The organism is Chitinimonas naiadis (assembly GCF_054780835.1).
Genome location: NZ_BAAGVO010000007.1, coordinates 344,563 through 366,761, shown reverse-complemented (window position 1 = coordinate 366,761; position 22,199 = coordinate 344,563). Strand labels below are relative to the sequence as shown.

The 22,199-nt window shown below is 59.1% G+C and carries 16 protein-coding genes; 8 read left to right on the top strand and 8 right to left on the bottom strand.

Translation table 11 applies throughout. The features are described 5' to 3' along the window. Positions 1 to 159: 159 nt before the first annotated feature. The 4 genes from ACYVHK_RS21990 to ACYVHK_RS21975 form a co-directional block, all read right to left on the bottom strand. Positions 160 to 3,282: an efflux RND transporter permease subunit gene (locus ACYVHK_RS21990; RefSeq protein ID WP_460536621.1), complete on the bottom strand. Its 3,123-nt coding sequence runs from the start codon at positions 3,280 to 3,282 to the stop codon at positions 160 to 162. Further along, complete coding sequence (locus ACYVHK_RS21985) at positions 3,279 to 4,775, bottom strand: efflux RND transporter periplasmic adaptor subunit (RefSeq protein WP_460536619.1); 1,497 nt, start codon at positions 4,773 to 4,775, stop codon at positions 3,279 to 3,281. The genes ACYVHK_RS21990 and ACYVHK_RS21985 overlap by 4 nt, the downstream gene beginning before the upstream one ends. Next, the gene (locus ACYVHK_RS21980; protein WP_460536616.1) at positions 4,772 to 6,022 is read right to left on the bottom strand and encodes a TolC family protein; all 1,251 of its coding nucleotides are present in this window, start codon (positions 6,020 to 6,022) and stop codon (positions 4,772 to 4,774) included. The genes ACYVHK_RS21985 and ACYVHK_RS21980 overlap by 4 nt, the downstream gene beginning before the upstream one ends. Before the next feature lie 661 nt (positions 6,023 to 6,683). Next, positions 6,684 to 7,703: a porin gene (locus tag ACYVHK_RS21975; protein WP_460536614.1), complete on the bottom strand. Its 1,020-nt coding sequence runs from the start codon at positions 7,701 to 7,703 to the stop codon at positions 6,684 to 6,686. A 272-nt stretch (positions 7,704 to 7,975) separates the two neighbouring features. On the opposite strand from ACYVHK_RS21975, the gene ACYVHK_RS21970 reads away from it, so the two are divergent. The 6 genes from ACYVHK_RS21970 (at position 7,976) to ACYVHK_RS21945 (ending at position 16,801) form a co-directional block, all read left to right on the top strand. Beyond that, a complete protein-coding gene (locus ACYVHK_RS21970; protein WP_460536612.1) occupies positions 7,976 to 8,491 on the top strand; it encodes a hypothetical protein in 516 nt (171 codons plus the stop codon). A 185-nt stretch (positions 8,492 to 8,676) separates the two neighbouring features. Beyond that, positions 8,677 to 9,903, top strand: coding sequence for a TolC family protein (locus tag ACYVHK_RS21965; protein WP_460536609.1), 1,227 nt, complete (start codon positions 8,677 to 8,679; stop codon positions 9,901 to 9,903). Between the two features lie 51 nt (positions 9,904 to 9,954). Continuing rightward, positions 9,955 to 11,175 carry an efflux RND transporter periplasmic adaptor subunit gene (locus ACYVHK_RS21960; protein WP_460536606.1) on the top strand — a complete coding sequence of 407 codons (1,221 nt, stop codon included), beginning with the start codon at positions 9,955 to 9,957 and terminating at the stop codon, positions 11,173 to 11,175. A gap of 12 nt (positions 11,176 to 11,187) precedes the next feature. After that, a complete protein-coding gene (locus ACYVHK_RS21955; RefSeq protein ID WP_460536604.1) occupies positions 11,188 to 14,301 on the top strand; it encodes an efflux RND transporter permease subunit in 3,114 nt (1,037 codons plus the stop codon). A 428-nt stretch (positions 14,302 to 14,729) separates the two neighbouring features. Next, positions 14,730 to 15,401 (top strand): response regulator transcription factor, encoded by a 672-nt coding sequence (locus ACYVHK_RS21950; RefSeq protein ID WP_460536602.1) that lies wholly within the window; start codon positions 14,730 to 14,732, stop codon positions 15,399 to 15,401. Then, the gene (locus ACYVHK_RS21945) at positions 15,398 to 16,801 is read left to right on the top strand and encodes a sensor histidine kinase (protein ID WP_460536600.1); all 1,404 of its coding nucleotides are present in this window, start codon (positions 15,398 to 15,400) and stop codon (positions 16,799 to 16,801) included. Before ACYVHK_RS21950 ends, ACYVHK_RS21945 begins: the two co-directional genes overlap by 4 nt. Before the next feature lie 85 nt (positions 16,802 to 16,886). Here the strand turns inward: ACYVHK_RS21945 and ACYVHK_RS21940 are convergent, their stop codons facing one another. Next, a complete protein-coding gene (locus tag ACYVHK_RS21940) occupies positions 16,887 to 19,034 on the bottom strand; it encodes an HAD family hydrolase (protein ID WP_460536598.1) in 2,148 nt (715 codons plus the stop codon). A 312-nt stretch (positions 19,035 to 19,346) separates the two neighbouring features. On the opposite strand from ACYVHK_RS21940, the gene cadR reads away from it, so the two are divergent. Together cadR and ACYVHK_RS21930 are read left to right on the top strand one after the other, a co-directional pair. Continuing rightward, entirely contained in the window at positions 19,347 to 19,778 is a 432-nt protein-coding gene (gene cadR / locus ACYVHK_RS21935) for a Cd(II)/Pb(II)-responsive transcriptional regulator (RefSeq protein WP_460536596.1), read from the top strand. Positions 19,779 to 19,792: 14 nt separating this feature from the next. After that, positions 19,793 to 20,752 (top strand): tyrosine-type recombinase/integrase, encoded by a 960-nt coding sequence (locus tag ACYVHK_RS21930; protein ID WP_460536594.1) that lies wholly within the window; start codon positions 19,793 to 19,795, stop codon positions 20,750 to 20,752. 105 nt (positions 20,753 to 20,857) lie between these two features. Here ACYVHK_RS21930 and ACYVHK_RS21925 read toward each other — a convergent pair whose 3' ends face one another. The 3 genes from ACYVHK_RS21925 to tnpC all read right to left on the bottom strand — a co-directional run bounded on the left by ACYVHK_RS21925 (position 20,858) and on the right by tnpC (position 22,165). Continuing rightward, entirely contained in the window at positions 20,858 to 21,043 is a 186-nt protein-coding gene (locus tag ACYVHK_RS21925) for a hypothetical protein (protein WP_460536592.1), read from the bottom strand. Next, complete coding sequence (locus ACYVHK_RS21920) at positions 21,040 to 21,708, bottom strand: GNAT family protein (RefSeq protein WP_460536590.1); 669 nt, start codon at positions 21,706 to 21,708, stop codon at positions 21,040 to 21,042. Before ACYVHK_RS21920 ends, ACYVHK_RS21925 begins: the two co-directional genes overlap by 4 nt. Positions 21,709 to 21,805: 97 nt before the next feature. Continuing rightward, on the bottom strand, positions 21,806 to 22,165 hold the full coding sequence (tnpC, locus tag ACYVHK_RS21915) for a Tn3 family transposase post-transcriptional regulator TnpC (RefSeq protein ID WP_460536588.1): 360 nt from the start codon (positions 22,163 to 22,165) through the stop codon (positions 21,806 to 21,808). Positions 22,166 to 22,199: the final 34 nt, after the last annotated feature.

The window sequence follows — 22,199 nt, the reverse complement described above, 5'->3', positions numbered from 1 at the left end:
ATATCGTAACAATTACATACCATGTAATTACATACTATTTTCCGACAATATCTAGGGAGTTAAGGTAAAAATTCAAGGCGTGATAATGATGAATTATCACGCCTTAAGGTGTTTCCATTGGATTAAACCCAGCTCGACCAGTACGAAACCGTATTAGGTCTACTTCTTTCTTCTCATCAGCCAATACACCGCCGGAATCACCAGCATCGACAATAGTGGTGCCGTGATCATGCCGCCCACCATTGGCGCGGCGATGCGACTCATCACCTCGCTGCCGGCGCCACTACCGAACAGGATAGGCAACAGGCCAGCCAGGATCACCGCCACCGTCATGGCCTTGGGCCGCACCCGCAGTACGGCGCCTTCGCGGATGGCCTGATCGAGCAGATGGGGCGTCAGCTCCAGGCCGTACTCCTGCCGCTTGGCTGCCGCCTGCTTCAGATACAGCAGCATCACCACGCCGAACTCGGCCGACACGCCGGCCAGGGCGATGAAGCCAACGCCGGTGGCCACCGACAGGTTGTAGCCGAGCAGGTAGAGGAACCACACCCCGCCGGTCAGCGCCAGCGGCAAGGTCGCCATGATCAGCGCCGCTTCGTCAAAGCGACGGAAGGTCAGGTAGAGCAGCACGAAGATGATCAGCAGCGTCGCCGGCACCACCAGCTTTAGGCGCGCATTGGCCCGCTCCAGGAATTCGAACTGGCCCGAGTAGCTGAGGCTCATGCCTGGGTCGAGCTTGACCTCACGACCGATGGCGGCGCGCAGGTCCGCCACCACGGAGGCCAAGTCGCGGCCGCGCACGTCGACATACACCCAGCCGGACGGCCGGGCATTCTCGCTCTTCAGCATCGGCGGACCTTCGCTGACCTTGATCTGCGCCACGGTACCCAGGGTGATCTGCGCCCCCATGGGGGTCAGGATCGGCAGATTACGCAGACCGTCGAGCGAATCGCGAATTTCACGTGGGTAACGGACGTTGATGGGGAAGCGCGCCAGCCCTTCCACCGTCTCGCCGACGTTGTCGCCACCGATGGCGCTGGCCACCACCGACTGGACGTCAGTGATATTGAGTCCATAACGTCCGGCCGTGATTCGGTCGATATCGATGTCGATGTAGCGGCCACCGGTCAGCCGTTCGGCCAAACTGGAACTCACCCCCGGTACCGTCTTGGCGACTTGCTCAACCTCCTTGGCTACCCGGTCAATCGCGGCCAGATCGGTACCGGCTACCTTCACCCCGATCGGGCTCTTGATGCCGGTGGCCAGCATGTCGATACGGTTGCGGATCGGTGGCACCCAGATGTTCGACAGCCCTGGTACCTTCACCACCCGGTCCAGTTCGTCCACCAGCTTTTCCGGCGTCATGCCCGGCCGCCACTGTTCGCGCGGCTTGAACTGAATGGTGGTTTCGAACATCTCCATCGGTGCCGGATCGGTGGCTGTTTCGGCGCGGCCGGCCTTGCCGAACACGCTGGCGACTTCGGGCACGGTCTTGATCAGCCTATCAGTCTGCTGCAATAGCTCGCCGGCCTTGGCACTGGATAGCCCCGGTAGCGCTGACGGCATGTAAAGCAGATCGCCTTCGTTCAAGGGAGGCATGAACTCACCGCCCAGGTGGGCGATCGGCCACGCCGTGGTGGCGAAGGCCAGTACGGCTAGCACTAGCGTGGTCTTGGGCCGACGCAGCACCCAGTCGAGCAGCGGCCTGTACAGCCAGATCAGGCTACGGTTGAGCGGGTTATGGCTTTCCGCAGGGATAGATCCCCGTATCCAGTAACCCATCAGCACCGGAATCAGCGTGATCGACAAGCCGGCCGCCGCCGCCATGGCATAGGTCTTGGTAAAGGCCAACGGGCCAAACAGCCGGCCCTCCTGCGCTTCCAAGGTGAATACCGGGATGAAGCTGAGCGTGATGATCAGTAGCGAGAAGAACAGCGCCGGCCCAACCTCGGCCGCCGCCTCGGTCATCACCTGCCAGTGATGGCTGCCTTCCAGCTTCTGATTAGGGTGTTCGTGCTTCCAGTGCTCGATGTGCTTATGCGCGTTCTCGATCATCACCACTGCCGCATCCACCATGGCGCCGATGGCAATGGCGATACCACCCAGGCTCATGATGTTGGCGTTCACCCCCTGGTGGCGCATGACAATGAAGGCGGCCATCCCCCCCAGCGGCAGCGCCACGATAGCGACCAGAGCCGAGCGCAGGTGCCACAGGAAGATGGCGCAGACCACAGCAACGACGATGAACTCCTCAATCAGCTTGTGCGTCAGGTTATCGACGGCGCGGTCGATCAGCTGGCTACGATCGTAAGTAGGAACGATCTCGACACCGGCAGGCAGGCTCTTCTTCAATTCGGCCAGCTTCTGCTGCACGGCTTCGATCGTGGCGCGGGCGTTCTTGCCGCTACGCAAAATCACCACGCCGCCGGCCACCTCGCCCTCGCCATTCAACTCCGCGATACCGCGGCGCATTTCCGGCCCCAGCTGCATCGTTGCCACGTCACCCAGTCGTACTGCCACACCCCCAGCTGCGGTCTTGAGCGGGATAGCGCGGAAGTCATCAAGGGTTTTGAGATAGCCGCCGGCCCGCACCATGTATTCGGTCTCGGCCAACTCCAGCACGGCACCGCCAGTTTCCTGATTGGCGCCCTGGATGGCGGCCACCACTTGCTGGTGCGTCACCCCATAGGCCACCAACTTCTGTGGATCGAGCACCACCTGGTACTGCTTGACCATGCCGCCGATGCTGGCGACCTCGGCCACATTGGGCAGGCTCTTCAGCTCGAACTTGAGAAACCAGTCCTGCAAGGCTCGTAGTTGGCTGAGATCGTGTTTGCCGGTCTTGTCGACCAGAGCGTACTCATACACCCAGCCGACACCGGTCGCATCCGGCCCCAATGAAGCTTTGGCCGTCGCCGGCAGCTTGCCCTGTACCTGGTTCAGATACTCCAGCACGCGCGAACGGGCCCAGTACAGATCGGTGCCGTCCTCGAACAAGACATAGACGAAGCTGTCGCCGAAGAAGGAGAAGCCGCGTACGGTCTTGGCGCCCGGCACCGACAGCATGGTGGTGGTGAGCGGATAAGTGACCTGGTTCTCGACAATCTGCGGCGCCTGGCCCGGGTAGCTGGTGCGGATAATGACCTGCACGTCGGAAAGGTCAGGCAGCGCATCGAGTGGTGTGGTTTTCACCGCCCATACACCCCATGCGGCCAGGAATAGGGTCGCCAACAGCACGAGGAAGCGGTTGGCGATGGACCAGCGGATCAGTTTTTCGATCATGGCCGGACTCCTGGCTGGCCGAACTGCTGGATAACGAAGCTGCCTTCTCCCGCCACGAAGTCAAAGCCGACCCGGTCGCCGATCTTGATGCCCTTGGTCAGCTCTGGTTTGGCCAGCTTGAATGGCATGGTCATGGCACCCCAGCCAACCGAGGGGATGGCTTCGTGCGACAGCGTTACTTCCTGCGCGGTTACCGCTTCGACCTTGCCGACGCCATGATGCAGCGTTGCGGCCTGCGCACCCGTAGCGGGCGTAGCGTTATCGGTGTCCGCCGTGCCACCCATGCGTGCCACCACCCCGCTGAGGCTGGCTTCCGAGTCGATCAGGAACTGGCCTGACGCTACGACCTGCTGGCCGACACTCAAACCCTGGCGAATCTCGGTCTTGCCGGCCGACTCTTGGCCCAGCTCGATTTCAACCGGCTGGAAGCGACCGCCATCCAGGGCTACGATCACCACATTACGTTTGCCGGTACGGATCACCGCCTCGGAGGGCACGAACAGCGCGGGCTTGGGATCACCTGCCGTCAACTGCAGTTGGGCAAACATGCCGGGCTTGAAGCGGCCTCTCGGGTTGGCCATTTCCACCCGCAGCCGCAGCGTACGACTCTCCGCATTGGCTTCCGGCAGCACGGCAATCACCTTGCCCTGGAAGGTTTCACCGGGGTAGGCAGCAAACTGCGCCTGCACTGTCTGCGCGACGCTGACCAAGCCGGCCTGTGCCTCGGGTACCGCTGCTTCCAGCCAGACCGTAGCCAGACCGTTGACCTTGGCCAGCGTCATGCCGGTGCTCAGGGTCATGCCAGCATGCACGTCGAGACTCTGGATCACCCCGGCTATCGGTGTGGTGATGGTGGTGACCGCATGAACCTGGCCGGTCTGCTCGACTGAGGCAATCAGCCCAGCTGGCATGCCGGTTAACCGTAGCCGCTGGCGGCCAGCTTCCAGCAGCGCCTTATCGCCGCTGCGCGCCAACGCCAGGAATTCGGTTTGCGCCGCAGCCCAGTCGGGCACCAGTACGTCGGCCAGGGGCGCACCGGCCACCACCACGTCACCGGGAGCGCGGCCATACACTCGCTCGACGAAGCCGCCGGCCCTGGCCTGCACCACCGCCACATCGCGTTCATTGAAAGCGATGCTGCCAACGGCGGTGATCGTCTGCGCCAGGCTGACCTGTTCGACCTTGACCAGCCGAATACCGAGGTTCTGCCGCACCCCGGCGTCGATCTTCACGCCGGCCGCCTCGCCGCCTTCGTCGGCATATTTGGGTACCAGCTGCATATCCATGAAGGGCGACTTGCCACCTTTGTCGAAGTGCTGGGCCGGCACCATCGGGTCGTACCAGTACAATGGTTTACGTTCGCCGCCACTGCTGTTGGTCTTTGCAGGGATGTTGCTCACGGTGCCGCGCTGCGCCCACCAGTAGCCGCCGGTTGCACTGGCGGCTGCCACGGCGACCAGCAGGGTGGCGAGCTTGAAGGGGTGGTTTTTCATTGCTGGTCTTCCGAATAGGTGAAGTGCAACCGCGCCGCCAGTTGGGCGCGCTGGCTGTCGAGGTCGATTTGCTTGAGGCGGGCATCGAGCAGTTCACGGCGGATTGCCAGCACGCTGCCGAGCTCGGCGCGGCCAGCCCGATAGCTGGCCAGTTGCAGGTCAAGTTTTTGCCGGATGAGGGGTAGCAGCTCGGCGCGCTGACGGGCGACAGCTCGCTCCAACCGAGCGTAATCGGCCAGGTCGGTATCGAGCTGCTGGCCGTGCTCGCGCAGCATGGCCTCGCGTTCGGCTTCGATGCGGCTCAGTTCGGCCTGCTTGGCCGCAATCGGCGGGCTTTGCCGAGTGGACTGAAAGATCGGTAGGTCAAAGGTGAACTGGATCGACACCATATCGCCGTACTGTGGCGCCCGGCGCTGATAGGCGAACTCGACGCCCCAGTCTGGTTTGCGGCCTGCTTCCGCCTCCCGCACTTGCGCGCGGGCCTGCGCTGCCATCGGTTGAAATACTGCTAGATCAGGGTGGTCTTGCAGACGGTGCTGTAAATGACTGGCATCTGCAGCAAAGACGGGGGCATCGCCCTGCAAGCCATCGTCTGCGTCCGGCCCGGCCCAACGCCGGAGTGCCGCGCGGGCAACAGCCAAGTCGCGGACGAACTCGTCACGCCGCTCGGCCAACATGGCGGCTTCCTGGCGCGGCATCAGTGCATCGCTTGCCATACCTCGGCCGCCAGCCAGTTGGGCACGCACGCTATCTGCTAGCAAGCGGTTCTCGCTATCTAGTTCGTCAAAAAGCGCAAGCTTGCGTTCCAGGTAATAGCGGTTAAGCCAGGCCAACGCCGTCTCGCGCTGTACGGCGAGCCGGACCAGCCGGCGCTGAGCCTCGCTAATGGCAATGGTGGCGTCGGCCATTTCGATACGCGCCTGACGCTTGGCGGCATTGGGGACGTCCTGCATCACGCCGATCTTCTGCATGGTCATGAAGTCGCGGTTCAGACGCCAGCGATCAGCGCCCGAAATCGGCAGGTTATCTACACCCACAAATAGCTTGGGGTCGGGCAAGGCGCCGGCTGGAATGGCGGCAGCACGGGCAGCGTCAATGCTGGCGTTCTGCGCAGCCAGTTGCGGGGCATTGCGTTCGGCAGCGGCAAGGGCCGCCTGGAAACTCAACGGGGCAGCAGGTACGGCCGCCGATAGCCCGGCCAGCGCCAGCGTGACAGGCAAGCGCTGCCAGCTTGGGAAAGAGAACATGGTCCGACTCCATGATTACGTCGCGCTGCCCTGTAGCAATCGCTGCGGGCAAGACGCACGAAGGCCAACCGCCTAAACGGCTGGTACGAACTTCAGGGAGTTAGATGTAGCGAGGGGGACGCCAGACGCTTGAGGGCTCGGCAGGAGGTAGGTGGTCGGCTTGAGCGCCAACCTGCGGCGATTCATTCTGGACTGAGGTGAAAACGGCAACCACGCTGACTTGCCCAAGACTGCCGGTTTTGCACTCCTGACCGGTCTTGCATGGGCTGCCGGTTTTGGCCATGGTCGCCGCATCAGCACAGCAATCCATCTTGGCCGTATCAGCATGCATACCCGCCATGCCCGAAGTCATCATGGGGCAAGGTTGTCGCACGGAGCCAGCCGCGTTTGCCCAACTGGCCAGAGGCAAGCAGAGGGCAATCAACAGCAGCAGGAAGTGGCGGAACATCGGTCGCATAGTGCGCTTGGTCACACAAGCGGGCTCAAAGTTGCGTGAACTTGATTGTAATGGTTGCTCACAAAATTACAGCAATCTTCGTCACCGGCTCGTTGCGACCAGAATTGACGAGTATCAGAGCAAGCGGCGCCCAACAATAGGCGCCGCTTGCTCTTGCTTCATTACCCAACGCTACCCGCCGTTCTCAGACGGCGCAGCCTTGACTCAGAAATCGTGGCCCAGACCCACGGTGACGATTGCCGGATCAGGGCCATTGTTCACTCGCTTCGCGTAGTATTCAGCCAGCGCATAGGTACGCTTGGACAGGTTGTACTGGCCACCTACGTTGAACACATTAGCCTTCGTGTCGCCCGATGTCTGGCGCACATAGCCCACGCGCAGCGCAGTACCCATGTCATCAAAGGAGTAGGTGCCGAACAGCGAGGACGCCTTCACCTTCGTTTCCAAGCCGCCGGTCCGCAGCTTGTTCTGGCTGTGTTGCGCGCCAAAATTCAGCCGGCCGAGGTAGTACGAGCCGCCCGCCACGAACTGGTCGAGTTCCGCGCCTTTGACAGCCTCATAGTCTTTGGCCTTCTGGTAGGCGATATGCGTGTCGAACGAATCCCAGGTGCCCACCATACGGAACGCCCAGCCGCGAGAATCGAGCCCGTTGGCTGACTTGTTTTCACCGGTGAAGTAGGCGGCATCCCCCTGGATGTTGCCGAACTTTGGCGTCGCATACCAAACCGTGTTGTTGCTGCGGTAGTTGGAGCCCAGACCGTAGTAGCCGGTACCGAAGTTTGCCGACCCGAAGGTGTGGGTACCGATGAAATTGTCGTAGAACTCAGCCGCGAGCGTGTAGGGTGTCTTACCACGGCCCAGCTTGATCGAACCGAAATCACCTTGCAGGCCCACCCAGCCTTCACGCGAGGCAAAGCCGTTCTTGCCCACGTAGAAGGTGGCGTCTGCCGCATCAATCCCGATGCCGGATTCGACCTGGAAGAAGGCCTTCATGCCATCGGGCAGCGCCTCTTCACCCTTGATGCCCCAGCGACTGTACAGGTCGTTTACCTCGGTACTGCTGTTAACCGCGCCTGCGTCTGCGGGAAAGAACGCTCGTTCGGCGCGCGCAGCGGCGTTGACGTTCTGCACACCCCCCAGCACACGTCCATAGAGGACAACCTCGTTAGCAGCAAAGGACGAGGCACTCGCCATCAGCAGTGTTATCCAATGAATACGTTTCATTGCGGCTCCTTGTTTTAGGTCGTGGAATAAGAATTAAAAACCTGGTGCGCGCGAAGCAATTGAGGCAATTGAATCAGCGGCGCCATTCCCACCCTATCTACCCAAAGCCCACAAATCGCCAACATTCTGATTACAGAATTGTTATCTAAACCCGCTCGCGGATTACGAATTTGTAATTATTTTGACGAGAGTTTGTTGGCTTGCATCCCGGAAAATGGCGACCAGCATAAGGAAATTATGCAAATAACCCCCAACGCCGTAAGGAGCAAGCCATGCAATTCAAAACCCTTTTCCCTATCCTTCTGACTGCCGCTGCAACTATTGGTATCAGCCAAGCGAACGACGGTTATTCCCACTCCCATTCAGGCACGCCCCGTCAATTGAGCAATTCAGATGTTAATTTCGGATCGCCCGCTTCGGTTAAATTCGCTGATCGCGGCTACGAATTCAAACTCGGTGCCGATGGCAAAGTCAGCCGCTCGTGGTTTTCAGTAGAAAGCAGCGAGCGTGTCCGTTTTGATCTGGAAAACCAAAGCAATCAAGTCGTCGCATTCGTGGTCGGCGATGAGCCCGCCGTTGCCGAATACGCGCAGCTGTTCCGCAAAGACCCTTCCAACGTCAGCAATGACTTCCATGGCGTGATCCTGTCGCCGGGCGAGAAGAAGAACTTTGCCTGGAAGTTCGACACCTTCGGCAACCCCAAGGTCATGGCCACCTACATCACGCTGGATGGCGAGTACCAGAAGAACAAGGCTCCCGTCTCCGTGACTCGCTCGCGCGACCGTTAAGCGAGGGTCAGTGTCGCTGTATCAAAACGTGGTCAGTAGTACGGCAGCCAAGGTGCGACTGCCCACGTTTCTTGCCGTTGTATAGGCAGCTCAACCCATTGAAAGACTCATTTCCAGTCGTAGCGCCCGTTTTGGTTAGTGCGAGCCAAAGACTTCGCGTTGCTGCTGGCAGAGGTAACCGTTTCATGCTCACCAAGACAAGCTCACTCGGTATCGTATTGCTGACCATGGCTAGTAGCCATTGGGCGCAGGCTGCATCCCCACCCAAGTTAGAGGATTTGCTCATTCAGGCGGAGATGAACTCTTCCCGTGTGATAGCGGCTAAGGCCGCTGCAGACGCTGCTGCTGCGGGATATCGAGCTGCGGGCGGTTGGGCAAACCCTGAGATCAGCTATTCGCGAGAAGACATCGGCACGGCCGAACCGTCCCGGACTGTCGAGCTGAGGCAGCGCATAGAAATGGGCGGCAAAATCAGTCTGCGCCAGACCATTGCTGCAGCCGAGGAGCGCAAGGTCCAGTTGGCCCTGCGTCAGGTTCAGAGCGATGTGCGCTCTGAGGTTTATCGCGCCTTCTATGACCTCAGCCTGTCGGAGCTACGCATCCGCGAAGCACGTGCCAGCTCACAGATCGCCCAGAACTTCAGCACGGTGCTGGAGAAGAAGCTCGCAGCCGGCCGAGTGCCGCCAGTAGAAGCTGCCAAGGCCAAACTACCCGCCATCCTGGCCAATGAAGACCTCCATAGTGCAGAGCGCCTGCACGGCTTGGCCGTGCTTAAGCTGGAAAAGCTGGTCGGTCAGCCTTTGCCTGAGTCCGATCACCCGCTCCCTGGCCTACCTCGTCCGCCATTGCCATGGGAAAAAGTTGCCGAGACTTTCCGGCAATCGCCCCAGGTACTCATGAATTCCGCGCAAGTTGACATTCAAACGGCTGAATTGGCTTCTCAAAAAGCACAATATTGGCCCGATCTCATTTTATCGGGCGGCGTAAAGAAAATACCGGCAACCTCAAATAGCAGCCGGCAGTTTGGCGTTACGTTAGAGATTCCATTATTTAGCCGCAATTCGGCCAAGGTGGCTGGCGCATCTGCTCGATTGCAGCAAGCCCGTGCCGATGCAGAAGCCACGGCACTGAATTCAGAATTGCAATTACAAGCACTTCACACAGAATTGCAATCCCTTACTGAGCGGATACGGTTATATCAAGAGAGCGTAATTCCCACAGCTGAATCTGCCTATCAAACGGCCCAGCAAGGTTATGAATTGGGTCGATATAACTTCCTCGACATTTTAGATGCGCAAAGAAGTTTATTGTCCACGCGTTCGGAACGTACCGCCCTGTGGCAGCAATACATCAACCAGCAAGCCGAGTTCGATCGCCTGCTCGGCCGCGCAGGCTCGACCTCCAACCAATAGAACAGCGTGGCCACGCTGTCTCTGGTTCATTGCCAACGAAAGTGAAAGTTCATGAAAAACAAGCAAATACTGATTGCGGTGCTGGTCGCAGCCTCGGTGGGGGCCGGGCTGGGCGCCACCAGCTATGGCCTACTCAGTTCCGCAGAAGGCACCACAGGTCCCAAAGGGAAGGCCGAAGCGGGTGATGAGCACAAGGAAGGCGAGACGCATCAGGAAGGTGAAGAAGAGCATGGCGAAGAGGGGGCCATCACGCTGAACGACGCGCGCGTGAAGGCTGCCGGCATCTCGATTGAGAGAGCGGGGCCGGCCCTGGTCGCCAATACCATGCCCTTGCCGGGCGAGATACGTTTCAACCAGGACAGCCTGGCGGAAATCACGCCACGCGTGACAGCCGTGATCGTCGGCATCAACAAGAACGTGGGCGACAAAGTACGCAAGGGCGATGTGCTGGCCACACTGGAAAGCCAGACCCTGGCCGAGTGGCGCAGTGAGTATCTGGCCAACGAGAAGCGGCTGGAATTGGCTCGCTCCAACTTCGAACGCGAGAAGCGGCTCTGGCAAGACAAGATCTCCGCGGAACAGGAGTACTTGAATGCCAAAAAGGAGCTAGCCGAGATCGAAATCGCCATGCAAGGCAGCCGTGATCGCCTGCTTTCCATTGGTGCCAGTATCCCCAAGCAGAACCTCGGGCTGGCTCGATATGAACTGCGGGCGCCCTTCGCCGGCACCATCGTCGAGAAGCACGCGACCACCGGCGAAGCGGTCAAGGAAGACGTAACCCTGTTCCAGATCGCCGACCTCAACAACGTCTGGGCCGAGATTGCCGTCTACCCCAAGAACATCAACCAGATCCAGCTCGACCAGAATGTCACCGTCCGTTCCAAGGACCAGGGCCTGTCGACCACAGGCAAGATCGCCCATATCGGCGCCTTGATCGGCGAGAAGACTCGCACGGCGACCGCGCGTATCACCATTGATAACGCCAAGGGCCTTTGGCGCCCAGGGATGTTCGTTAACATCGAAGTTGCCGATGGCTCGGTCAAAACCCAGGTTGCGGTCAAACCCAACGCCTTGCAGTCCCTGGAAGGCAAGGCCGTGGTCTTTGTCCGCGAAGGTGAGAAGTTCGAGCCTAGAGAGGTTGAGGTTGGCCGCCAGAATGCGGAATGGGTTGAGATCGTCAAAGGCCTGAAGGCTGGCGAAGCCTATGCGTCTACCAATAGCTATGTCGTCAAAGCCGAAATCGGCAAGGCGACGGCTTCCCACGCGCACTGATGGGGATGAGACATGTTTGATCGCATCCTCCGTTTTGCCATAGAACACTGCTGGCTGGTCATGATCGCCGTGCTCGGCGTCGGCGCCCTCGGTGTCTACAGCTATCAGAAGCTCCCCATCGACGCCGTACCGGACGTCACCAACGTCCAGGTCCAGATCAACACCATGGCCCCGGGCTATTCGCCGCTGGAGTCAGAACAGCGCATTACCTTCCCGATTGAAAGCATCATGGCCGGGCTGCCCAGCCTGGAGCAGACCCGTTCACTGTCGCGCTATGGTCTGTCGCAGGTGACCATGATCTTCAGGGAAGGTACAGATATCTACTTTGCCCGGCAGATGATCAACGAGCGTCTGCAGGAGGCAAAGGAGAAGCTCCCGCCAGGCATCTCGCCCACCATGGGACCGATCTCCACCGGACTGGGTGAGATCTACATGTGGACGGTGGAACCCAAGCCTGGTGCCAAGAAGGCTGACGGTACACCGTATACCCCGACCGATCTGCGCACGATCCAGGACTGGATCATCAAGCCGCAACTGCGCAACGTCACTGGTGTGACCGAGGTCAACACCATCGGTGGCTATGCCAAGCAGATTCATGTCACACCGGATCCTGCCAAGCTGATCGCCTACAAGCTGACCTTCCAGGACATTACCGAAGCCCTGTCCGCCAACAACGACAACGTCGGTGCCGGCTACATCGAGCGCAATGGCGAGCAGTACCTGGTGCGCGTGCCGGGCCAGGTCGCAACGTTGGCAGATGTCGAGCGTATCGTTATTGGTTCTCGCGACGGCACCCCGGTCTATATCCGCGATGTCGCGACTGTCAGCCTGGGCAAAGAGCTAAGAACAGGTGCCGCCACCGAGAATGGCGAGGAAGTGGTGCTCGGCACGGTCTTCATGCTGATGGGTGAAAACAGCCGTACCGTTGCAGCATCGGTCGGCAAGAAGATGGCTGATATCAATCGCACCCTGCCGGAAGGCGTCGTAGCGAAGACGGTCTACGATCGCACCCAACTGGTCGACAAGGCTATCAACACGGTCAAGAAGAACCTGTTGGAAGGCGCCGTGCTGGTGATCGCCATCCTGTTCCTGTTCCTGGGCAACATCCGCGCAGCACTGATCACCGCCATGGTGATTCCGCTGTCGATGCTATTTACCTTGACGGGTATGTACGTGAACAAGGTGAGCGCCAACCTGATGAGCCTGGGCGCGCTGGACTTCGGCATTATTGTCGACGGCGCCGTGGTGATCGTTGAGAACTGTATCCGCCGTATCGCAGAGGAACAGCACCGCTTGGGTAGGGTGCTGACTCGCCGCGAACGCTTCCACTTGGTATTCGAAGCGTCCAAGGATGCTCGGCGCGCCCTCCTGTTCGGCCAGTTGATCATCATGGTGGTCTACCTGCCGATCTTCGCCCTGAGTGGCGTGGAAGGCCGCATGTTCCAACCCATGGCCTTTACCGTCGTGATCGCCCTGTTCGGTGCCATGATCCTGTCGGTGACCTTTGTGCCGGCCGCCGTTGCGCTGTTCCTGAATGGCAAGGTGTCCGAGAAAGAGAACGCCCTGATGCGGGCCGCCAGCAGCAGCTACAAAACTGTGCTGAACTGGAGCCTGAGCAACGCCCGTAAGCTCTTTGCCGGCGCTGGCGTGATGATTGTGCTGGTTGCCATTCTGGCCGCCCGGATGGGTACGGAATTCATTCCTAGCCTCTCGGAAGGTGACCTCGCCGTGCAGGCGTTACGCATACCGGGTACCAGCCTGGAGCAATCAATCGCGTTGCAATCCAAACTGGAAAAACGCATCAAGTCCTTCCCGGAGGTCAAGACGGTGTTTGCCCGGATCGGTACTGCTGAGGTAGCCACCGACCCGATGCCACCGTCGATTGCAGACACCTATGTGATCTTCAAGCCGCAATCTGAATGGCCGGATCCAAGCCGCAGCATGGCAGACATCCGTGCCGAGCTGGAAATGGCACTGGCGGAGATACCGGGTAGCAACTACGAGTTCAGCCAGCCCATCCAGATGCGCTTCAATGAACTGCTGTCGGGCGTGCGTGGCGACATTGCCATCAAGGTCTTCGGTGATGACATGGATGTGCTGCTCAAGAGCGGTAACGACATTGCCAAGGTCCTGAACAGCGTCAAGGGCGCGGCAGACGTGAAAGTTGAGCAGGTTGCCGGCCTGCCCTTGCTGACCATCGCCATTGATCGCGAACGCTTGTCGCGCTACGGCCTGTCCATGCGCTCGGTGCAGGACGTGGTGGAAGTGGCCGTGGGCGGTAAGACGGCAGGCGTGATGTTCGAAGGGGACCGCCGCTTTGACGTCATGGTACGTCTGCCCGAAATGCTGCGCGACGATATCGATGCAGTGAAGCGCCTGCCCATCCCGCTCCCCGATGCCAATGGCGGTTCCATCCCGCTGTCGGAAGTAGCCAACGTCGAACTGTCGCAAGGCCCGAACCAGATCAGCCGAGAAAACGGCAAGCGTCGTATCGTTGTCTCCGCCAACGTGCGTGATAGGGACATCGGCAGCTTCGTGGCCGAGGCAACCCAGCGCATCGATAGCAATATCAAGCTGCCATCTGCCTACTGGATTACCTGGGGCGGTCAGTTCGAGCAGCTGCAATCGGCCGCCAAGCGCTTGCAGATTGTTGTGCCGCTGTCGCTCCTGCTGGTCTTTGGTCTGCTGTTCGCGACCTTCGGCAACGCCAAGGACGGCCTACTGGTCTTCACCGGCGTGCCATTCGCCCTGACCGGTGGCGTACTGGCCCTGTGGCTGCGGGATATCCCGTTGTCGATCTCTGCGGGGGTGGGGTTCATTGCCCTATCAGGTGTGGCGGTGCTCAACGGCCTGGTGATGATCAGCTTCATCAACAAGCTACGAGAGGAAGGCATGGACAAGGCTGGCGCGGTCTTCAACGGTGCGATGACACGGTTGCGACCGGTGCTGATGACCGCGCTGGTGGCTTCGCTGGGCTTTATCCCAATGGCACTGGCCACCGGTACCGGTGCCGAAGTTCAGCGGCCACTGGCTACTGTGGTGATCGGCGGCATCATCTCCTCCACCGCATTGACCCTGTTGGTTCTGCCCGCGCTGTATGCCTGGGCGTACCGAAAGGACACCTAGATTTCAATTTTGTCATCTGATTGTTGGCAAGTTGACGGTTAGGCCCCGCCAGAATGGTGTCACGTGAGCCGAACTCCGGTTTCGCTGACGAGGGTGTGTCCATGCCCTTTGGTGGATACATGAGGGCCTTCGTCGAAGTTCATTGCGTCTTAATTCGCCCGGCCCCTGTGCCGGGCTTTTTTCTTTGCAGCCAACGATGGGCGCCCGCTAAACGGGCTTGACCCTAAAGTTACTTCAGGGTGCTTAATCCACCGCCATGTAACGGCACGATCCGGTGCTGCCGCAGTTTAGAAGGCAACTAACAGATGTATCAGATACAACAGTACACAAGGCTATCCCTCCCCCTTTCAGCCGAGGCCCAGCGGCCTGACGACCTGAGCATCGGGCTTATGAAACCGTGTCTGTCTATTGCAGGGGAGTGTTACTGAATGCGCATACTGCTGGCGGAAGATGAAGTCCATATCGGCGAATACTTGGTCAAAGGGCTCAGTGAAAATGGCCTTGTCGTTGACTGGGTACGTACGGGTCCTGATGCCTTACATCAAGGCACCACGATCGAATACGACTTGGTCATTCTGGACATTGGCCTGCCCGAAATGGACGGCTGGGAAGTGATGCGGCGCCTGCGGGAAACGCAAATGATGCCGGTGCTGTTTCTCACCGCCCGCGACATGGTTGAAGATCGCGTGAGGGGCCTGGAGCTAGGGGCCGATGACTATCTGATCAAGCCGTTTTCTTTTTCCGAATTGCTAGCCCGCGTGCGAGTCATTCTACGCCGGGGCAAGCAGCAAGATTCCAACGTGCTTACGATAGGGAACCTCCGGCTCGACGTAATGCGGCGTAAGGTGGAACGAAACGGGCAGCGCATCGACCTGACCGTTAAGGAGTTCGCGCTGCTGACGCTCTTCCTGCGTCGGCAAACCGAGGTGCTGTCACGTACCCTGATTGCGGAACTGGTCTGGGAGATGCACTTCGATCGGGATACCAACGTCGTCGAGGTGGCCATCCGACGCTTACGGGCCAAGGTCGATGACCCCTTCGAGAAGCCGTATATCCATACGGTTCGTGGTTTTGGCTACGTCATGGAGATGCGCGATTGAAATGGCTACGCGGTAGCAACAGTCTCGCGGTTCGGCTGATCGTTGTGCTGACCATCACTTCAGCCCTCGTCATTGCTGGCGCGGGCTTGATGTTTTATGTGGCGCTGGAAGCGCAGCTCAACACGGCGGACCGTGAAGAGATCCAGGGCAAGATGAATGCGCTGGAGCAGCTGATCCAAGAAATGCCCAGTGACATCCAGCCCTATGACTTGGTCGAGAAGTTGCAGGACATCACAACCGGACACCCCCGGTTGCTGTTCGGCGTAAAAGGCCGATCTGGATGGCTGGTAGTGCCGGAGCTGAAGTTCCAGCACGCATTAGAGATGAGCGGCGACATTCCCGATCGGAAGATCATGTCGCTCTATCACGAGAACGAAGCTTGGTTGGTCCGTAAGAGCGCCATCAAGAATGGCGGCCCCAAGCCGTTAGATGCCGTCTACCTGGCAGTGAACGTCCGAGACTCCCGACTCATCATCAAGCGCTACCGCAGTACGGCCGTTGCCATCAGCTTGCTTGCTGCGCTGCTGTGTGGCGGTATCGGGTACCTGGTGATTCGGCGCGGCCTGGCGCCACTAGAGAAGCTGGCCACTGAGGCTGAGCAACTGACGGCCGACCAGTTGCATACACCGCTGGCTATCGGCAAAGCGCCAGATGAAGTTCGTAGCCTGGTGGCGAGTATCAATCTGATGCTGGCCCGGTTGAATCAGAGCTTCAGCAACCTGGAACAGTTCTCCGCCGATATTGCCCACGAGCTGCGAACGCCCATCAACAGCCTGTTGCAAAAGACTGAGGTGGTACTGAGCCGGCCGAGGTCGATTCAAGAGTATGAAGAGCTACACCATCTGAACCTGGAAGAGTTCGGCAAGCTCAAACACATGGTCGGAGACATGCTGTTCCTGGCGCGCGCGGACCACGGCATGCTGGCGTTGGAACGTACCCAGGTTGATCTACTGCACGAAGTCCAGCAGGTGGCGGAGTTCTTCGAATACATCGCCTCCGACAAGCAGCAGCACATCGAGGTCACCGGCACCGGCACGCTCTTCGCAGACCGGTTGATGGTGCACCGGGCATTGACCAACCTGTTTTCCAATGCTGTGAAATACGGGCTACCGAGCACCACGATCCACGTCGATATCTGTAGGGAAGCCGAGCACCAGGTGATCTCCGTCAGCAATGCCTGCGCGGCGTTGTCCGAAGCCGACTTGCAGGGATTGTTCGCTCGTTTTATTCGAGGCAACGCACCTGTGACGCGTGACGTGGAAGGTACCGGCATCGGGCTGGCGATCGTGCGTTCCATCATGCAGGTCCATCAGGGGTCGGTGGACGCCCAACATGATGGCAACGAGATCATCATCAGTCTGCGTTTCCCACTAGTGAATCGAGTGGATGCCACAGAGTAGTACCGGAACTTGAGCCGGTAACCAGGGGCTGGCAATGCGACCAGCCCCTTGTTGCTAGTGCCAACGGCAACGCATCCTCGCTGGGTTACTTCCGGAGCAGACGAAGGCCGTTGCCCACCACTAACAGGCTTGCTCCTACGTCGGCAAATACCGCCATCCACATCGTGCCGAGCCCCATCACGGTAAGTACCAGGAACACTGCCTTGATGCTGAGCGCCAAAACGATGTTCTGGACCAGCACGGCATAGGTAGCGCGAGATAGGCGCACAAAGCGTGCGATTTTGCCTAAGTCGTCATCCATCAGGGCCACATCCGCCGTCTCGATCGCGGTATCCGTACCCGCCGCACCCATGGCGAAGCCAATGTTGGCACTGGCCAACGCGGGAGCGTCGTTGATGCCATCACCTACCATGCCGACGGCGCCTTCCTTGGCGTACTGCTGAATGGCCTTCTGTTTGTCTTCCGGCAGTTGGTCGCCCCGCGCGTCATCAATACCCACAAGGTCCGCAATGGCGCGCGCGGTATGCGCATTGTCGCCGGTGAGCATCACGGTCTTGATACCCAGTTCGTGGAGGGCGCCGATGGCAGCGCGACTGCTTTCCTTCACCGTATCGGACACCGCGAACAGCGCCAGCACGTTTTGTCCGTCGGTCAGCAGGATGACGGTCTTGCCGGCCTTCTCGAACTCGCCGAGCTTGGCCTCCAGCTCAGGAGAGCACACGCCGAGCTCGTGGACGAGGCGATGATTGCCGAGCTGGTAGCTCGTCCCGTTCACGGTACCGCGCACACCGCGCCCAAGGATTGCACCAAAGTCCGTCACGTCCAGGTGCGTAACGTTGGCCTGCTCGCCGGCCACCGCAATAGCCAGCGATACCGGGTGGTCCGAGCGAGACGCCAGGCTGGTAGCAATTTGCACCGGATTCACGCCGTCGACCTTTTTCAGGACCACTGTATGGGTCAACACAGGCTTACCGTGCGTGATGGTGCCAGTCTTATCCAAGGCCAGCCAGGTGAGCTTGCGACCTTCTTCCAGATAAGCGCCACCCTTGATCAGGATGCCATGCCGGGCTGCTGCGGCGAGGCCGCTTACGATACTCACCGGCGTGGAAATCACCAAGGCACAGGGGCAAGCGATCACCAGCAGCACGAGGGCTTTGTAGACCCAGTCGAACCAACTGGCACCGGTCAATAACGGAGGCAGAATCGCTACGCCGAGTGCGATCACAAAGACCAAGGGGGTGTAGATCTTGGCGAACTGGTCCACAAACCGTTGAGTAGGAGCCCGGCTGCCCTGTGCCTCTTCGATTGCATGAATGATGCGGGCCAGGGTGCTGCGGTTGGCAGCAGCGGTTACCCGGTACTCGAACGAGCCCGCCTGGTTGATGGTACCGGCAAAGACCGTGTCGCCAACTGTTTTGTCGGCGGGCAAGCTCTCGCCGGTAATCGGCGCCTGATCCACGGTGGATTGCCCCGTGATCAGGATGCCATCCAGTGCGATGCGCTCACCAGGTTTAACCCGGACCACGCTCTCCAGGGCAACAGACTTTGCTTCCACGGCCAGCCAGCTACCATCCGCTTGCTTCACGGTCGCCAGCTCCGGCGTGAGCTGCATCAGCCCTCGGACTGCGTTGCGGGCTCGATCCAGCGACTTCGCCTCGATCAGCTCGGCAACCGTAAACAGCAGCATTACCATGGCGGCTTCGGGCCATTGGCCGATCAGCAAGGCACCTGTAACCGCGATGGTCATCAGGGCATTAATGTTGAGTTCGCGGTTTTTCAGCGCGATCCAGCCCTTCTTATAGGTACCGATACCGCAGGCTGCGATCGCCGCTACCGCAAGAATGGCGCTAAGCCAGACTGACAGTTGCGCCCAGCTGGCTGCCTCCGAACCGATGGCAAGCGCGCCTGACAGGCCCAGCAGCCACCACTTCACCTGTGCTTCGGCGGCTGGCGCTTCCGACGCGGCCTCACCCTCGGCCTCAGGTGTCATGCCTAAGGTACGGATAGCCGCTTCCACCTGGGGCAGCGAGTCCTGCGTATGGATGACCGTCAGCATGCGTTGCATCAGATTGAAGTCCATCGATTGCACTTCGCCCATCGCGCCCAACTTCTTACGGATGAGTGTCTCCTCAGTCGGGCAATCCATCTGTGCAATACGAATCCGGCTGCGAATGCTACCGGCAGGCAGCTCAGTTAACTCCGCCTGAGGGGTCATGCCCAGCAAAGGCTCCATAGCGCTACCGCCACAGCAACCGGGCAGACAAGCGTCAACCGCAGCGCTCTCAGTTGCCGCAATTTTTACCGCATCATGAGCATGGTCGTGTCCGTGGTCACGGCTATGGTCATGGTCGCGATTGTGGCTGTGGCCATCGGTAGCAGCATGCTCAGCGTGAGTATGGTCGTGGTCGTGGCCACAGGCTGCGTGACCTTGAGCCGGCTTTACGGGTCGAAAGATAGACATGGCATATATCCGTGAAAGGATTAGACATGGCAAATCAAACACCCTGAAGTTACTATAGAGTCAAGTCATTTTGAGGTGATGGACATGAAAATTGGTGAATTGGCCCAGGTTGCACAATGCACTGTTGAGACGATCCGCTACTACGAGAAGGAAGGCCTGCTGCCCGAACCTGAGCGGACAGCCGGTAACTACCGCAGCTACGGAGAAGCTCATGTTGATCGTCTGCGTTTTATCCGCAATTGCCGGGCACTGGACATGACGCATAGCGAGATTCGCGCGCTGCTCGGACTGATGGACAAACCCAACGATGGTTGTGGCGCGATCAATCACCTGCTCGATGAACACATTGGCCATGTTGATGAACGGATCGCCGAGTTGCTGCAGCTCAAGCTGCAATTGACCCAGCTGCGACAGCAGTGTCAGACCGAGCGCGCCACCGACTCCTGCGGGATATTGCATGGATTGGCCGTAATGGAGACCGAAGCAAAACCGGAGCGACATACCCATCTGGGTTAAGGCAAGACAGCCTCATGAGTACGCTAGATCGCTACCTGGATGCCGCTACCCGGGCCAACACCCGGCGCAGCTATGAGTCCGCCATCCGGCACTACGAGGTGGAATGGCGCGGATTCCTGCCGGCTACCGCTGACAGCATTGCGCGCTACCTGGCTGACTATGCTGGCCAGTTGGCCATCAGCACGATAAAGCAACGGTTGGCGGCGCTGGCGCAATGGCATCAGGAACAGGGTTTTCCCGACCCGACCAAGGCGCCCGTCGTTCGCAAGGTGCTCAAAGGTATCCAGGCGCTACATCCCGCAATTGAGAAGCAAGCCGTTCCCTTGCAGGTCGAGCAGCTTGAGTTGGTAGTCAACTGGCTGGATGGCGCCATTCGGCTGAGTCAGGAGCGTGGCGACCGTGCTGCCGAGCTACGTCATAGCCGCGACAAGGCACTACTACTGGTTGGATTCTGGCGCGGGTTTCGAGGCGATGAGCTGAAGCGGCTACAGGTGGAATTTGTCACCTTGTCCCCAGGTAAGGGAATGCAGTGTTTCTTACCGCAAAGCAAAGGCGACAGGCAACTGCAGGGGCGCACTTTCCAAGTGCCGGCGCTGGTGCGGTTGTGCCCCGTCGCGGCTTATGGGGACTGGATCGCGCTCTCGGAGTTGACCCACGGGCCGGTATTTAGGGGCATTGATCGGTGGGGCGGAATTGGGGATGCAGGCCTACACCCGAACAGCCTAATTCCCCTCATGAGGCGTCTGTTCACCCGTGCGGGCCTGCCGGCACCGGACGATTTCAGCAGCCACTCGTTGCGGCGAGGTTTTGCCGGCTGGGCCACCGCCAACGGCTGGGATATAAAGACCCTGATGGAATACATCGGTTGGCGAGATGTGAAATCCGCCATGCGCTATATCGATGCGACCGACCCCTTTGGTGTGCTTCGTTTGGACCACCTCAAGCCTGCCTCCCATGGCGAAGGCTTGCCCTGATCCGAGTGCCCATGCATATACGGATGGGTGGTCTCTGTGTGACCTAGGAATCAAAAGACCTCGCCATGGCGAGGTCCCTGGGTCGACTGGTGCGGGGTGGAGAGGCTAGCCCGCACGAACTTTCTTGATCTGAATTTGGGTCCCTGAACGAGGCAGCTCCAAGCTGACGACATCGCTCTTGAAAGCAACGACTCCGCGCGTATGTGTGCGGCTGTTTGCCAAACTGCTCTTTACCGCCTCTTTGGAGGTCGGCTTCAGCTTTTTCAGGCTGATAATAAATTTGGTCGTCATAGCCCGATACCTTTCGCTTCTGCGTACCGCTTCAGCAAATCCCAACTAACACTCTGATCTGAAAGATCAAATTCAACATCAATCGATACGCCATGATGATACCACCATCGCTCACCAACGTCGCTGAGCATCAGATCAGAGAGATATTCGGCGTGGACCAGTTCCTCGGGCAAGTCTGCCTTGATGGCGGGCGGTAGTTCCGCATTGAATCCCATACTTGGCCACACATGAAAACCCCAGAACATTGTCTGGTTCGCCGCACTGCCGGCGGCACACAAAGCAACCCTCCGCACCCCGATGGTCTTTGCTTCGTTCAGACTGATCATCACCGAGCGAGTTCCGATCCCGATGCCTTGTAGTGCTTCCTTTACGTAAATGGAATCAACCCACAGCATCAGGCTGAGCGAGTCCCCATCATTAAAGAGCATGAACTCGGAGGGGTACTGGAACACGCCTGTATTGGTCACTTTGAGGTGGAAGCCGTCCTCACCACCCGTCCGGCGGCTTACCAGAATCGTGCTGCCATCCGGTGCACCCGTGAGTCGAGCCAACGTGTCGACGTTGTTGTATAGGTCGAACTCATCGTCATCAATACCGGCATCTACTTCCAGCGTTATGTTGACCTGATTGAAGTACTGGTCGGTGATAGGGTCGCGTTGTGCCATTCCACGGATTCTAGCAGCGATACAACTAGTCAATTGCACCGGAACAAGCTGGCAGGACAGGCGCCCCAAACCGCCGCCGTTCCGCGGAACAGCAGCCTCAGTCTCCCTGATCTGGTCGCAAAGCTACCAAAGGGCGTAATCGCTGTGCAGCTTGGGAAAAAACATCGGAAATGTTGTACAACTCGTCAGCCAACTCATTCGCCACTTCCCAGAGCGTCATTTCGTTCTGAGGCTCGGCCAAATTGGCGTCGTTGATCACTGTATGTGCCATGCGATGAAGCTGAAGCAGATCATCCCGAATCCCTCCGTTAGCGGCTAACCTCGGCTTCAGGGCGTCCAGTTGGTCCACGAACTGGAGGAGGGTTGCCGTGTCATAGGTCTCCCGTAGCCAGGCTAGCCTTTTGGTGTCGACCTCTCCATAGGGGGTGAGGCTGAAATTTGGCTCTGGAAACTCCATACACACCTCCAAGGTGGCAACAACAAGGTCAAGC